Source organism: Brevundimonas lutea (assembly GCF_003704105.1).
Taxonomy (GTDB): domain Bacteria; phylum Pseudomonadota; class Alphaproteobacteria; order Caulobacterales; family Caulobacteraceae; genus Brevundimonas; species Brevundimonas lutea.
In genome coordinates, this window is the sequence record NZ_QUOQ01000004.1 from 1 (window position 1) to 13,820 (window position 13,820).

Annotated in this window: 14 protein-coding genes; 10 read left to right on the top strand and 4 right to left on the bottom strand. The window is 69.3% G+C overall.

Translation table 11 applies throughout. The features are described 5' to 3' along the window. A partial coding sequence (locus EES48_RS07260) for a M10 family metallopeptidase C-terminal domain-containing protein (protein WP_205679394.1) occupies window positions 1-299 on the top strand: 299 nt, incomplete at its 5' end. Window positions 300-301: 2 nt separating this feature from the next. Here the strand turns inward: EES48_RS07260 and EES48_RS07265 are convergent. Continuing rightward, window positions 302-1,546 carry an MFS transporter gene (locus EES48_RS07265; protein WP_122465747.1) on the bottom strand — a complete coding sequence of 415 codons (1,245 nt, stop codon included), beginning with the start codon at window positions 1,544-1,546 and terminating at the stop codon, window positions 302-304. 63 nt (window positions 1,547-1,609) lie between these two features. On the opposite strand from EES48_RS07265, the gene EES48_RS07270 reads away from it, so the two are divergent. From EES48_RS07270 to tatC, 9 genes are all read left to right on the top strand, one after another. Beyond that, window positions 1,610-2,680, top strand: a complete 1,071-nt coding sequence (locus EES48_RS07270) for a CaiB/BaiF CoA transferase family protein (protein ID WP_122465748.1) — start codon at window positions 1,610-1,612, stop codon at window positions 2,678-2,680. A gap of 47 nt (window positions 2,681-2,727) precedes the next feature. Continuing rightward, complete coding sequence (locus tag EES48_RS07275; protein WP_122465749.1) at window positions 2,728-3,405, top strand: SDR family NAD(P)-dependent oxidoreductase; 678 nt, start codon at window positions 2,728-2,730, stop codon at window positions 3,403-3,405. Continuing rightward, window positions 3,405-4,247 (top strand): HpcH/HpaI aldolase/citrate lyase family protein, encoded by an 843-nt coding sequence (locus EES48_RS07280; RefSeq protein ID WP_122465750.1) that lies wholly within the window; start codon window positions 3,405-3,407, stop codon window positions 4,245-4,247. The genes EES48_RS07275 and EES48_RS07280 overlap by 1 nt, the downstream gene beginning before the upstream one ends. Window positions 4,248-4,301: 54 nt before the next feature. Then, window positions 4,302-5,591 carry a capsular biosynthesis protein gene (locus EES48_RS07285; protein WP_240623263.1) on the top strand — a complete coding sequence of 430 codons (1,290 nt, stop codon included), beginning with the start codon at window positions 4,302-4,304 and terminating at the stop codon, window positions 5,589-5,591. Continuing rightward, on the top strand, window positions 5,588-7,627 hold the full coding sequence (locus EES48_RS07290) for a capsular polysaccharide biosynthesis protein (RefSeq protein WP_205679395.1): 2,040 nt from the start codon (window positions 5,588-5,590) through the stop codon (window positions 7,625-7,627). The genes EES48_RS07285 and EES48_RS07290 overlap by 4 nt, the downstream gene beginning before the upstream one ends. 39 nt (window positions 7,628-7,666) lie before the next feature. After that, entirely contained in the window at window positions 7,667-8,821 is a 1,155-nt protein-coding gene (locus EES48_RS07295; protein WP_122465751.1) for a beta-ketoacyl-ACP synthase III, read from the top strand. A 126-nt stretch (window positions 8,822-8,947) separates the two neighbouring features. Continuing rightward, entirely contained in the window at window positions 8,948-9,166 is a 219-nt protein-coding gene (locus tag EES48_RS07300) for a twin-arginine translocase TatA/TatE family subunit (RefSeq protein WP_122465752.1), read from the top strand. 26 nt (window positions 9,167-9,192) lie between these two features. Then, window positions 9,193-9,765 (top strand): Sec-independent protein translocase protein TatB, encoded by a 573-nt coding sequence (gene tatB, locus EES48_RS07305; RefSeq protein ID WP_122465753.1) that lies wholly within the window; start codon window positions 9,193-9,195, stop codon window positions 9,763-9,765. Next, a complete protein-coding gene (gene tatC, locus EES48_RS07310) occupies window positions 9,762-10,655 on the top strand; it encodes a twin-arginine translocase subunit TatC (RefSeq protein ID WP_122465754.1) in 894 nt (297 codons plus the stop codon). Before tatB ends, tatC begins: the two co-directional genes overlap by 4 nt. A gap of 1 nt (window position 10,656) precedes the next feature. On the opposite strand, the gene EES48_RS07315 is transcribed toward tatC, so the two are convergent. The 3 genes from EES48_RS07315 to EES48_RS07325 all read right to left on the bottom strand — a co-directional run bounded on the left by EES48_RS07315 (window position 10,657) and on the right by EES48_RS07325 (window position 13,581). After that, a complete protein-coding gene (locus EES48_RS07315; protein WP_122465755.1) occupies window positions 10,657-11,676 on the bottom strand; it encodes an adenosine deaminase in 1,020 nt (339 codons plus the stop codon). Window positions 11,677-11,740: 64 nt separating this feature from the next. Continuing rightward, entirely contained in the window at window positions 11,741-12,505 is a 765-nt protein-coding gene (locus tag EES48_RS07320; protein WP_122465756.1) for an enoyl-CoA hydratase, read from the bottom strand. Next, window positions 12,502-13,581 (bottom strand): MBL fold metallo-hydrolase, encoded by a 1,080-nt coding sequence (locus EES48_RS07325; protein WP_240623264.1) that lies wholly within the window; start codon window positions 13,579-13,581, stop codon window positions 12,502-12,504. The genes EES48_RS07320 and EES48_RS07325 overlap by 4 nt, the downstream gene beginning before the upstream one ends. Window positions 13,582-13,820 lie beyond the last annotated feature (239 nt).

The following is a 13,820-nucleotide window of genomic DNA, read 5'->3' on the forward strand; positions in this document are numbered from 1 at the left end:
GCGTCGACACCTTCGTGTTCCGGTCGATCCTGGACTCGACGGTCGCTGCCTCTGATCGGATCACCGATCTGAGCGCCGGCGACATCATCGACCTGTCGGCCATCGACGCCGACACCACCACCAACGGAAACCAAGCGTTCGCCTTCGTCGACGCCTTCAGCAACCAGGCCGGCCAGGCCACCCTGACCTACCAGGGCGGCGTCACCCTGCTGAACCTGGACGTCAACGGAGACGGTGTCGCCGACTTCATGCTCCGCATGCAGGGCGACCATCGCGGCCATGAAAACTGGGCTTGGTAAGCTCAGCGTACCCCTCTGATGAAGGCGGCGGCGATCCCTCCGAACAGGGCGCTGCCGCCGGCGATCGCGAACAGGGCCGGATAGCCACCCATCGGGCCCCAGCCGGCGCCCGCCAACACCAGAATGGCCAGACCGGGCGCGAGAGCCTGCGGCAGGGTGTTGCCCAGGTTGAACAGACCCAGGTCGCGTCCCGAGTCCGCTCGCGACGGCAGGATTTGCGCCACCAGCGCCGTATCCGTGGTCGAATACAGCCCAACTCCCGCGCCATACAGCAACTGTCCGATCAGGGCGGTGGTCCAGCTCGGGTCGGCCGCGAACACCGCCATGCCCGCGCACACCAGCACTCCGGACGCGGCGACGTACAGGTGTCGGCCGCCGGTCCGATCGGACACCCAGCCGGCCGCCAGAGCTGTCACCACCGAGGTCGAGGTCGATACCAGGATAAGGGTCGAGACCAGGGCCGCCGGCGCGCGCTCGGGAAACGCCGCCCCGTCCGCCGCGGCCCGCCCCACGAAGTACAGCAGATAGACCTGGCTGGCTGACAGCCCTAGCTGGATCATCAGCCGCGAGCTCCAGGCCAGGGCGAAGTCGGCGCGCCGCCGCGTCGCCGGCGCCTGCTCATTGATCGATGGCGGGACGGTTGGCCCCGGCGGCTCGCGCCACAGCAAGAGCGGCGTCACGCCGGCCGCGAACACAGCGGCGACAAGCGCGAACCGCGTCGCCTCGCTGAGATCTCCCATGCCGGCAAGCACCGCCCCGACCGCCAGGCCGACCGGCGCCCCCATGGCCATGGCGGAAGACATCAGCCCCTTGCGCGCGTCCGGCACATGATCGGGCAGCAGGGCGTTCATCGGCCCAAAGAACAGGTTGAACATCAGCTGGAACAGCACCACGCCGATCAGGACGCCCCAGCCGGTCTGGGCGAACAGGATCAGCGGATAAGCGGCGAGAGCGCCGACCACGCCCGTCAGCAGCCACGGCCGGCGGCGTCCCATCCGGCTCCGCGTTCGATCCGACAGCCATCCCGCGACGATATTGGACAGGCTGGCGACCACCGCCCCGACCAGCGCCACTCCGCTGAGAATCAGCGCCTTGGCATCCGGGTCCACCGCCTCGATCCTGAGCGGCGCCAAGAGGGTCAGCAGCGGCATGAAGGCGATGAAGCCGGCGGCGTTGGCCAGACCCAGCCGGATCGCCAGGTCCGAACCGAATACACTTCCCCCAGCCCTGACTGCGCCCCTCGACATTCAAGCCTTGTATCGGGCGGGCCGCCCCGCTCCAATCACGCCGTGTGACGAGGGGAACCGCGCATGGGTCAGGGACCGCTGAAGGGCCTCAGGGTGGTGGAGATGGCCGGTATCGGTCCCGCGCCCTTCGCCGTCACCCTGCTGTCGGACCTGGGGGCCGAAATCCTGCGGATCGACCGGCCGGGCGCCGGCCCCGCTCCCGGCGACGTCACCGCCCGGGGCCGCGCCTCCCTGGCGCTGGACCTCAAGTCAGAGACGGACCTCAAAACCGCCAGGGCTGCCATCGCCGCCGCCGACGTGCTGATCGAGGGCTTCCGGCCCGGCGTCATGGAGCGGCTGGACCTGGGGCCCGAGTCGATGCTGGCCGCCAATCCGCGTCTGATCTACGGCCGCATGACCGGCTGGGGCCAGGACGGGCCGCTGGCTCCGCGCGCCGGGCACGACCTGACCTACATCGCCGTCACGGGAGCCCTGAACGCCATCGGCCCCCGGGGCGGCCCGCCGGTCCCGCCCCTGAACCTGATCGGCGACTATGGCGGCGGCGCCCTCTATCTGGTCATGGGCGTCCTCGCCGCCCTGCACGAGCGCCAGAGCTCTGGCCGGGGCCAGGTGATCGACGCCGCCGTTGTCGATGGCGTGGTCTCGATGATGGGGCTGTTCAGTTGGCTGACGGGCGACGGAGTCACCTCCATGGCCACGGGCGAGGGCATGCTGGCGGGCGCCCTGCCCACTTACCGCACCTATGAATGCTCTGACGGCCGTCATGTCGCGGTCGGCGCGCTGGAGCCTCAGTTCCATGCCGAGCTCCGCCGCCGACTTGACCTGCCCGCCGAGGCGCCCGCGGGCTTCGACGCCCAGAGCGAAGAATTGGCCGCGGCATTTCGCGCCCGCCCGCGCGACCATTGGACTGTCCTCCTTGAGGACACCGATGCCTGCGTCGCCCCCGTCCTCCACTTCGCCGAAGCCCCCGGCCACCCACACCTCGCAGCCCGCCAGAGTTTCACCGAACTGGACGGCCGGACCCAGCCCAATGTCGCTCCCCGACTGTCCCGCACCCCCGGCCGAATCCAGGGCCCGCCTGTCGCAGCGGGCATTGGCGGCGCCGACCGCTTGAAGGCTTGGGGTGTCGCCTGAAGGCTTTGGCGCGCTAGAAGCCTCCCAGCAAATGCAAGGAGCCGCCTATGTCCGATCCCGTCCTCGTCGTCACCGGCGCCGCCGGCGCGCTGGGCCGTGTGCTGGTCGCGGAGGCCAAGGCGGCAGGCTGGCGCGTCGCTGCCGTCGATCACGGCCGGTGCGAACCCGAGGGCCCCGACATGGTGGTGGACGGTGTGGACCTGACCGATCCTGAGGCCGCCCGGTCAGCCTTGGATCAGGTCGTCGCCCAGCTCGGCCGGATCGACGCCCTGGCCAACATAGCCGGCGGCTTCGCCTGGCAGACGGTCGAGGACGGCGACCCCGCCGTCTGGGCCCGCCAGCACGCCCTGAACGTCACCACCGCTCTTCACGCCACCCGCGCCGCCCTCCCCGCGCTCAAGACCGCCCCCGATGGCCGCATCGTCAATGTCGGCTCGGCCGCCGCGATCAAACCGGGCGCCGGCATGGGCGCCTATGGCGCGGCCAAGCTGGGCGTCCACGCCCTGACCCAGAGCCTGGCCGAGGAGTTGAAGGCGACCTCGGTCACGGTCAACGCCGTTCTGCCTTCCATCATCGACACGCTGCAGAACCGCAAGGACATGCCCGACGCCGACCCCGCCGCCTGGGTGGCGCCGAAAGATCTCGCCGCTGTCATTCTCTTCCTCGCCTCGCCCGCCAGCCGCGCCATGACCGGCGCCCTGGTTCCGGTCACCGGTCGGGTCTGATGCGCGCGCGTTCCGTCCTCTACGTCCCCGCCTCACGCGCTTCGGCGGTTGCAAAGGCGCGCGGGCTGGAGGTGGATGTCGTCATCCTCGACCTGGAGGATGCGGTCGGCCCGGAGGACAAGGCTACAGCTCGCCAATTGGCCGTCGAGGCTCTGACCGCGGGCGGCTTTCGCGCGGCCACGGTGGGCGTTCGCCTGAACGGAAGCGGCTCGCCTTGGGGCGCCGAGGACTTGGCCGCCGCCGCCCGGGCCGAACTCGATCTCATCGTCGTCCCCAAGGTCGAGGCCCGCGCCGCGCTCACCCCTATCATGGCCGCCGTGCCGGGCGCCGCCGTCTGGGCCATGATCGAGACGCCGGCCGCCCTGTTCGCGCTCGAAACCATCGCCGCGAACCTCGCTGACAGGCCGGGCTCAGGCCTCATGCTGGGTTCCAACGATCTGTCCGCCGCCTTGGGCTGCGAGTCGGGCGCGGACCGGGCGCCGTTGCACTGGGCCATGAGCGCTGTGGTCGCCGCCGCCCGCGCCCACGACCTGCTGGCCATCGACGCGGTCTTCAATGCGATGGACGATGACGACGGCCTTCGCGCCGAATGCGAGCAGGGCCTTCGCTGGGGCTTCGATGGCAAGAGCCTGATCCACCCGCGCCAGGTCGAGATCGCGACCCAAGCCTTTTCGCCAACCCCCGAACAGATCGCCCAGGCCCAAGCCATCGTCGCGGCCTACGACACACCCGAAAGCCGCGAATCCGGCGCAATTCGGGTTCATGGCCGCATGGTCGAACGCCTGCACCTCGACCGCGCCCGCCGCCTGCTCGCCTTGCACGCGAAGACCGAAAGCGCCTAGACAGTCACCCCTAGAAGGCCGGCCGCAGGGACCGGTCCGGGAATCTCACCGCTCGTGTCTCTGGCTCACACCGTGCCGCCGCCTGCCGCGCGCAAGTCCGCGCCCAAGCTGGCGCGCGCGCTCGAGCACGCGCCCCAAGGCCTGAACCAGCGCCGCTTCCTGATCGTGTCAGCGCCCTTCGGTCCTTTCTCGCGCCATCTCGCGACATTGCTGCGACAGCAGGGTGCGGCCGTCGATCGCATGCTGTTCAACGCCGGCGATCTGCTTGACTGGGGCTCGAAAAACGCCCGCTGGTTCCAGGACGAACCATCTGACTGGGCGGCGGAGCTGGAGCGGATCGCGCCCGGCTACACGGACATCCTGCTGTTCGGAGAGGGCGGCCCCTACAATCAGGCGGTGATCGAGCGCATCCCCGCGCTCCAGGCTTCCGTCTGGGTGCTGGAGAATGGCTATTTTCGCCCCCACTGGATCACGCTGGAGCGCAACGGCGTGAACGCCCGCACCAACCTGCCGCGTGACGCGTCCGGCTACGCCCCGCCGGCCCCGCAGGAGCCGCCGTTCAAGCCGGCTGGAACCATCCTGCCGTATCACGTCATCCGGCTGTCCAACTATCACCTGATCCAACTTCCCGGCCGCCTGCTGTTCCCGCGCTTCCGCAAGCCCTACACCCAGCCCGCCTGGCTCCAGTGCGCCGGCCATATCTGGCGCTATCTCAAGCTTCACCTGACGCCACCGGCCCGGCTCGACACCGAGGTCATCGCCGCGCGGGGCCGCTTTATGCTGGCCTGTCTCCAGCGCGAGGGCGACGTCACCCTGCTGCGCTATTCGGCCTATCCGGACAACGAGGCCTTCCTCGCCGCCGTCATGGATAGCTTCGCCGCCGAGGCGCCCGCGGACCTGCGCCTCGTGATCAAGAACCACCCCTTGGATCCCGGGCTGATCGACCAGGCGGCCCAGGCCCGCAAGATGGCGCGCGATCGCGGCATCGCCGACCGGGTCGATTTCATCGACGGCGGCAATCTGGCGGCGCTTTGCCGCGCGTCTCAGGGACTGATCGTCAACAATTCAACCGCGGCCCTGGCCGCCACCGGGTTCGGCACGCCGGTCAAGGTCATGGGCGACGCCTTTTTCGACTTCGAGGGTCTGACCGACCAGCAGCCCCTGGACGGCTTCTGGGCTGCGCCTCAGGCGCCCGACGCCGATTTGTTCGCCCGCTTCCGCGAGCATGTGCTCCACCGCACCCAGATCAACGGCAGCTATCACGATCCCAAGCTACGCGACTTCACCGCCAGCAAGGTCGTCGCGGCCCTGGCCGGCGGCTGGGACGAGGCCCAAGTCAGGTGAGCCGCCCAAAGGCCTGGGTGTGTGCGCCCGGAGTCCGTCGCATCCCCAACCTCGCGGCCTTCCTACCCGATCATGAGCTTGTCCCCGCGCCGCGGGCCGACGTCGCCGCCGTCATCGGCTGGGGCCTCAAGCCCTCCGGCGCGCTCGGCCGGCGCTGGGCGACGAAACGGGGCCTGCCCTTCACCGCGCTTGAGGACGGCTTTCTCCGCTCCGTCGGCCTTGGCGAGACCGGAGCGACCAGCCTCGGCATCGTCGTCGACGACCTCGGCGTTTATTACGACGCCACCCGCCCCTCGCGGCTCGAGGACCTGATCCGCACCGCGCCCGACTGGTGCGATGCCGCCCTGGCCGGCCGCGCCCGCGCCCTGCTGGACCGGCTGGTCGAGACGGGCCTGTCCAAGACCAACCTCGGCGCCCCCGTCGATCCCGCACTGATCGAGGACCGCCCGCGCGTTCTGGTGGTCGACCAGACCTGGGGCGACGCCTCCATCCGCCACGGCCTGGCGACCGAACAGACCTTCGCCGAGATGCTGGCCGGCGTCCGCGCCGCCCATCCCGACGCCCAGATCCTGGTCAAGCGCCACCCGGCCGTGGCGGCGGGAAAGAAGCGCGGCTGCATCCCCGCCGAAGCGCTGACCGGCGTTACCCTGATCGACACCGACGTCGCTCCTGCCTCGCTGCTGTCTGAGGTCCAGGCCGTCCACGTCGTCACCAGCGGTCTGGGCTTCGAGGCCCTGTGGCGCGGCCTGCCCGTGACCTGCTGGGGGGCGCCCTTCTACGCCGGTTGGGGCCTGACCCAGGACCGCGTCACCGTCGAGCGCCGAGGCCAACCCCGCACGATCGAACAGCTCGCCGCCGCCGCCCTGATCCGCTACGCCCGCTATGTCGATCCGGTCACAGGTCGCGCGATCGAGGTGGAACAGGCGGTCGAGCGGCTCGTCGTCCTTCGTGACCGCGCCCGGCGTCTATCCGGCCTGCACGCCTGCGTCGGCTTCGCGCCGGCCAAGCGCCCGCCGGTCCGCCGCCTGCTGAACTCACCGCTGGGCCAGGTCCGCTACTTCGGCTCCACCGTCGCCGCGCGCAGCGCGGCCGAGGTGGAGAATGGCCGGGTCGTCGCCTGGGCCTCGCGCGCCGGTGAGGGCGTCGCCGATATCATGGCTGGCTCCTCCGCGCCCCTGATCCGAATGGAGGACGGCTTCATCCGTTCGCGTGGCTTGGGCTCGGACTTCTTCGGCGCCCTCAGCGTCGCCCTGGACGACCAAGGGGTCTATTACGACCCGTCCGCGCCCTCGCGGCTCGAGACCCTGCTGGCGACCCACCCCTTTCCGGACGACATCAAGGCCCGCGCCCGTCGTCTGCGCGAGCGCATCGTCTCGGCCGGTCTCAGCAAATACAATCTGCCGCCGGCCGAGACGGGCCCCGCCTGGTCCGCCGACCGCCGCCGCATTCTGATCGTCGGCCAGGTCGAGAACGACCAGTCTATCCTCAAGGGCTGCGCCGACATCCGCACCAATTCCACCCTGGTCCAGGCCGTCCGCGCCGAGCACCCTGACGCCTTCCTGATCTTCAAGACCCACCCCGATGTGGTCGCCGGCAACCGCCCCGGCCGCCTCGACGACAGCGCGCGCGCCCTCGTCGATGCCCAGGCCGACGACCTCGACATCGTCCAGGCGCTGGACGCCTCGGACGCGCTCGCCACCCTCACCTCCCTGTCCGGGTTCGAGGCGCTGCTGCGTGGCAAGCCTGTCATGACCTGGGGCCGGCCCTTCTACGCCGGTTGGGGCCTGACCGAAGATCGGCTGGATTTCCCCCGCCGAGGCCGCACGCTGGAACTCGATAGCCTCGTGGCCGCCGCCCTGCTCCTCTATCCCGTCTATGTCGCCCCGAACGGCTTCCCCTGCGAGGCGGAGGATCTGGTCGAGGCCCTGATCGCCGCCAGGGACGCCCCGCCCCCCGCCGCCCCGCGCGGCCAGGTGCAGCGCTGGTGGAAAGGCGTCCGCGCCAGCCTCGACCGAACCCCGCCCCCGGCTTATTGATCTGCGAGGCGCCGCGCGCCGAGCGACAGGAACCGACCTTTGCCCGCATCCGTCATCGCCGCCACCGGCCTGTTCACCCCCGAGCAATCGATCTCCAACGCCGAACTGGTCGAGGCCTACAACGCCTGGGCCGAGGCCGAGAACGCCCGCAACGCCGAGGCCATCGCCGCCGGCGAGATGGACGCCCTGACCCCCTCCTCGGCCGAGTTCATCGAGAAGGCCTCGGGCATCAAGCGCCGTTTCGTCATGGACAAGGCCGGCGTGCTCGACCCCCAGCGCATGGCGCCGCGCCTCGAACCCCGCTCCAACGACGAGCTGTCGGTCCTGGCCGAGATGGCGGTCAAGGCCGCGCGACAGGCCATCGCCGCCTGGGGCAAGGATGTGTCCGAGATCGGCGCGGTGCTGTGCGCCGCTTCGAACATGCAGCGCGCCTATCCGGCCATGGCCATAGAGGTGCAACAGGCGCTGGGGATCGAGGGCTTCGCCTTCGACATGAACGTGGCCTGCTCCTCGGCGACGTTCGGGCTCAAGACCGCCGCCGACTTCATCGCCTCGGGCTCCGTCAAGGCGGTGCTGATGGTCAATCCCGAGATCTGCTCGGCCCACCTGAACTTCACCGACCGCGACAGCCACTTCATCTTCGGCGACGTGGCCACCGCCGTGATCGTCGAGAGCGGCGAGACTGCGGGCCCGGGCGGCTGGGATATCCTCGGCACGCGGTTAAAGACGGTCTTCTCCAACAACATCCGCAACAACTTCGGCTTCCTGAACCGCACGGAAGCAGACACCAGCGCTCCGCCCCCCTCATCTAGCGACGCGGTAGGGGGGCAGACAGACAAGCTCTTCGTCCAGCAGGGCCGCAAGGTCTTCAAAGAGGTCGTGCCCATGGTCGCCGAGATGATCGTCGACCACGCCGGCCACCTCGACATCGACCCTACGACCCTCAAGCGCCTGTGGCTGCACCAGGCCAATATCAACATGAACGACCTGATCGCCCGCCGCGTCCTGGGCCGCGATCCGGAGCCGGGCGAGAACGTCATCATCCTGGACGACTACGCCAACACCTCATCCGCCGGTTCGATCATCGCCTTCCATCTGCACCACGACGGCTTCGACCCCGGCGATACCGGCCTGATCTGCAGCTTCGGGGCCGGCTATTCGGCGGGCACGGTGTTCGTCCGCAAGCGCCCCTGAATATGAGTTGGCGATACGCCGCGACAACGTGACCGCCTGTCGCTTGGCGCAGCGCCCTCGGCTGGCCTATATCGGGGCCCACGGTTTCATTCGGGCCGCGTCGGTCCGATTCACGGAGTTCTCCCCATGGGCGCCATGAGCATCTGGCACTGGGTCATCCTGGCCCTCGTCGTCCTTCTGCTGTTCGGCGGGCGCGGCAAGCTGTCGAGCCTGATGGGCGATGCGGCCAAGGGCATCCGCGCGTTCAAGGACGGCCTCGCGGACGACGGCAAGAAGGACGGTCCCGACCATGGCGTCAGCTCCCTGCCACGCACCGAGGCGGAGAAGGACGAGCTGCGGCGCTGAGCCGCGGCGTCTGAGCGGGCGTAAGCATGGGCGGCCTCGGCCCCGGGATCGGGGGCCTCGAAATTCTCGTCATAGGGCTGGTGGCCCTGCTGGTTGTCGGACCCAAGGACCTGCCGGTCCTGATGCGTCGGGTCGGCCAGTGGATGGCGCGCGCCCGCAACATGGCCGCCGAGTTCCGCGCCAGCTTCGACGAGATGGCGCGCCAGTCCGAACTGGACGAGCTGCGCAAGGAGGTCGAGGCCTTGCGCCACGCCAATCCTGTGCACCGTCTGGGCGCCGACGCCGACGCGGCATTCAAGGACATCAAGGATGGGTTGAACGCCCCCGCGACACCCAAGGCCGCCGCCCTGGCCGCGCCCGATCCGGCCCCGCAGATGACGCCAATCGCGCCTCCGGCTGAACCCGTCGCTGGTCCAGAGCCTAAGCCAAAACCCAGGCCCCGCGCCGCAAAGCCCGCGACGGCCAAGAAGACATCCGCCGCCAAGACGGCCTCGCCCAAGACCGCGTCGCGCCCCAAGGCTGAACCGAAAGCCTCGAGCGCGCCCAAGGCCGCCGCTCGGAAAACGTCCGCCAAGAGCGCGCGCAAGGTGCAGCCGTGAGCCGGGACGAGCGCGACGAAGCCGAGATCGAGGCGTCGCGCGCGCCATTGATGGATCATCTGGTCGAGCTGCGCAGCCGGCTTCTGGTCTGCGTCATCGCCTTCGTCGCCGCCTTCATCCTGTGCTTCTACTTCGCGGCCCAGATCCAGGTGTTCCTGATCAAGCCCTTCCAGGCCGCCGCCGCCCTGCACACCGTGGCCCAGAACCAGGGCGCGCACGGCGGCAATCCGTTCGAGTTGATCGCCGTAACGGCAGGCCTGCGCCCCTTTCCCGAGGGGGGCATGTCGGCGGTCGAGCTGATCGCCACCGCGCCGTTGGAACAGCTGTTCACCAAGATGAAGATCGCCGGCTTCGGCGCCATCATCCTGGCCTTCCCCGTGCTGGCCTGGCAGCTCTACCGTTTCGTCGCGCCGGGCCTGTACCGCAACGAGAAGGGCGCCTTCCTGCCCTTCCTTTTCGCGGCGCCGGTGCTGTTCCTGCTGGGCGCGGCGCTGGTCTATTTCGTCATGCTGCCCTTCGTCATGTGGTTCTCGCTGAGCCAGCAGATCAATGCCGAGGGCATCTCGGTCGAGCTGATGACCAAGATTTCCGAGTATCTGAACCTGGTCACCTCGCTGATCCTGGCGTTTGGCCTGTGTTTCCAGCTGCCGGTGGTGACCACCCTGTTGGGCCTGGCGGGCATCGTCAGCTCCAAGGCCATGGCGGCCGGCCGGCGCTACGCCATCGTCGCCGTGGTGGCGGTGGCGGCGGTGGTGACCCCGCCCGATCCGATCAGCCAGTTGATGCTCGCCGTGCCCCTGGTCATCCTCTACGAGGTCTCGATCTGGTGCGTACGGCTGATCGAGCTGCGTCGCAAAAAGGAAGACGCGGCGGAGGCCCTGGCGGCCTAATTCAACCGACCTCGGCCAAATAGGCGTCGATCTCCGCCAGATGCCGCGTCTTCGCCGCGTCATCCACGAACGCCCCCTCGAAGCTGTTCCGCGCCATCTGGACCAGCGCCTCGCGGGACAGTCCGGTCGCCTCCGCCAAGCGCACATAGTTGTCGGCGACATAGCCGCCGAAATAGGCCGGATCGTCGGAATTCAGGGTGACGTGCAGCCCGCGCCGCAGCATCTCCGGCACGGGGTGGTCAGCCAGATCGTCGACGACGCACAGCTTGAGGTTCGACAGCGGGCAGACCGTCAGGGTCATCCGCTCATCGGCCAAACGGCGGATCAGGCCCTCGTCCTCCATCGACCGGTTGCCGTGGTCCATGCGGTCGATACGCAGCAGGTCCAGCGCCTCGTGCACATACGCCGGCGGTCCCTCCTCCCCGGCATGGGCGACGCGCTTCAGCCCCATCTCTCCCGCGCGGGCGAAGACGCGCTGGAACTTGGACGGCGGATGGCCGACCTCGGAGCTGTCCAGACCGACGCCCGCGATCCGGTCCAGCCACGGCTCGACGGCCTTCAGCGTGGCGAAGGCGGCCTCCTCGTCCAGATGCCGCAGGAAACACAGGATCAGTTTCGAACTGACGCCCAGCTCGGCCTCGGCCGCCACCATGCCGGACAGTAGACCGTCGGCAGCGACGGCGAAGGGCAGGCCCCGGTCGGTGTGGGTCTGGGGGTCGAAGAAGATTTCGGCGTGCCGCACGCCGTCCGCCGCCGCCCTTCGGAAATAGGCCAGCGCCAGCTCGTGGAAGTCCTGCTCGGTCCGCAGCACGTCGGCGCCGGCGTAATAGATGTCGAGGAAGTCCTGCAGGTTGGAGAAGTCATAGGCCGCCCGCACCTGCTCGACGCTGTCGAACGGGATCGCCACCCGGTTGCGCCGCGCGAACTCGAACATCTGCTCGGGCTCCAGCGACCCCTCAATATGCAGATGCAGCTCGGCCTTGGGCAGGCCGGCGACGAAGGTGACGAGATCGGACGACATGGTGGGCCTCAAGGTCAGCGAGCCCGCATCATGGCCGACAGGACGCGACTGGGTCGAGAGCCCATCAGAATTTCGGCGCCCGCTTCTGGCTGAAGGCCATGAAGGCCTCCATCGCCTCCGGGCTCTTCATCTGGACGCCGAAGGCCGCGCCCTCGGCCTGCATGATGGCCCACAGCCGCTCGCCGTCGCGCATCAGGCGCTTGGAGGCCCGGATCGACCCCGGTGCGCGCCGGGCCAGCTTTCGGGCCAGATCGCGCGCGACAGCCTCGACCTGATCGGCCGCCACCGCGCGGTTGGCCAGGCCCCAGGCGGCGGCGGTCACGCCGTCGATCGGCTCGCCCAGAGCGAACAGTTCGAAGGCCCGCTGATGGCCGATGGCGTGCGGCAACAGCAAGCTGGACGCCGCCTCGGGCGTCAGGGCCAGATTGACGAAGGGCGCCGACAACAGGGCGTCCTCGGCGACCACCACCAGATCACAGTGCAGCAGCAAGGTCAGGCCGATGCCGACGGCCCGACCGCGAACCGCCGCCACGGCCGGCTTGTCCAGCTCGGCCATCGCCTTGAGGAACTGGAACACCGGCGCGTCCAGGCCCATCTCGCCGCCCGAGGCCGAGCTGATGGCGACGAAGTCGGCGATGTCGTTGCCGGCCGAGAAACTGTCGCCTTCGGCGCTGAACAGCACCACGCGCGCGGTCGCATCAGCCTGGGCCGCCGTCACCGCCTCGGTCATGGCGGCGTACATGGCCTGGGTGATGGCGTTCTTCTTGTCCGGCCGGTTCAGCCGGATTTCGACCACGCCGTCTTCGGTCCGCACCACGATCTCACTCACGTCTCGGTCTCCTCCGGGCCTGTCGCCCGCCACCAGTCCACGCCGTCCCCGTCGCGCCTGCGCTCCGCCCGGCCTCGCCGTTCCAGATAGTTCAGATGCGCCACCGCCTCGCCCGTGGCCATGGCGTAGACGCCGTCCGACACCGGCCGGGCGAACAGGCTGCCGAACACATCCACCGCTCGCGCCGGCTCGGCCAGCCGCCGCTTCAATCGCTTCAGAGCCACCCCATGACCCCTCACCAGCGCGTCCAGCCGCGGATGCAGCCCGTTGAACGGCTCGCCATGCGAGGGCAGCACATAGAGATCGGCCGGCAGTTCGGACCTCAACCGTTCGCAGGCCGCGATCCAGTCGCCGAGCGGATCGGCCAAGGGCTCGGTCGGCCACACCGACACGTTTGAGCTGATCTTCGGCAGCACCTGATCGCCCGAGATGAACACCCCGTCGTCCAACCGCCACAGGCCGACATGTTCGGGGGAATGCCCTTCCCCTGCGACGAGCCGCCAGTCCCGGCCGTCAATCCTCAGCCTCTCGCCGCCGACGATCCGCCGATAAGACGGCGGTAACGGCGCGACACCCATGGCGAACCGGCCGTAACCGCTCCGCCAAGCCTCGATCCGCCCTTCATCCCACCCGGCGGCGCGGTAGAACGCGGCCCCGCCCTCCGGCGCCGGTCCTGTATCCGCCATCAGCATGCGCGCCGTCACATACTCCAGCCGCGACATCAGCAGCGGCGCCTCGAAGCGTTCGCACAGCCAGCCGACCAGGCCGATGTGATCCGGATGCATGTGGGTGGCCAGCACGCGGGTGACCGGACGACCGCCCAGCGGACCGGCCAGTACCGCCTCCCAGGCCTCGCGCGTGTCCGGCAGGTTCAGCCCGGTATCGACGATTAGCCAGCCGTCGCCGTCCCGCAGCGCCCAGCCATTCACATGATCCAGCGCCATGGGCAGCCGGAACCGCAGCCACAGCACGCCGTCGGCGACTTCCACGGCCTCGCCGGGCATGGGCGGTGGCGGCCCTGAATAGGCCAGGCCACGCGCCGTCTCGCCGTCCCGCACGGGCTGTCCGTCGGCCAAGAGTGGGTCTCCAATCGCAACGCGCTGACCCTGCCTCAAGGGCTGGACCGGGTCAAAGGGTCACCTTGATGAAGCCCTTTTTCTCCCCGAGCGTTGCGGCTTGACCCCGGCGCGCCGCTTGGCCAAGCCTGCGTCCACCTGATCGACGACCAGAGGAAACCCCGGATATGTCGCGTTACGTCATGGCCCAGGCGGGCATGCTGCTAACCCTTTTCGCCTTCACTCCGATCCCGGCGCAC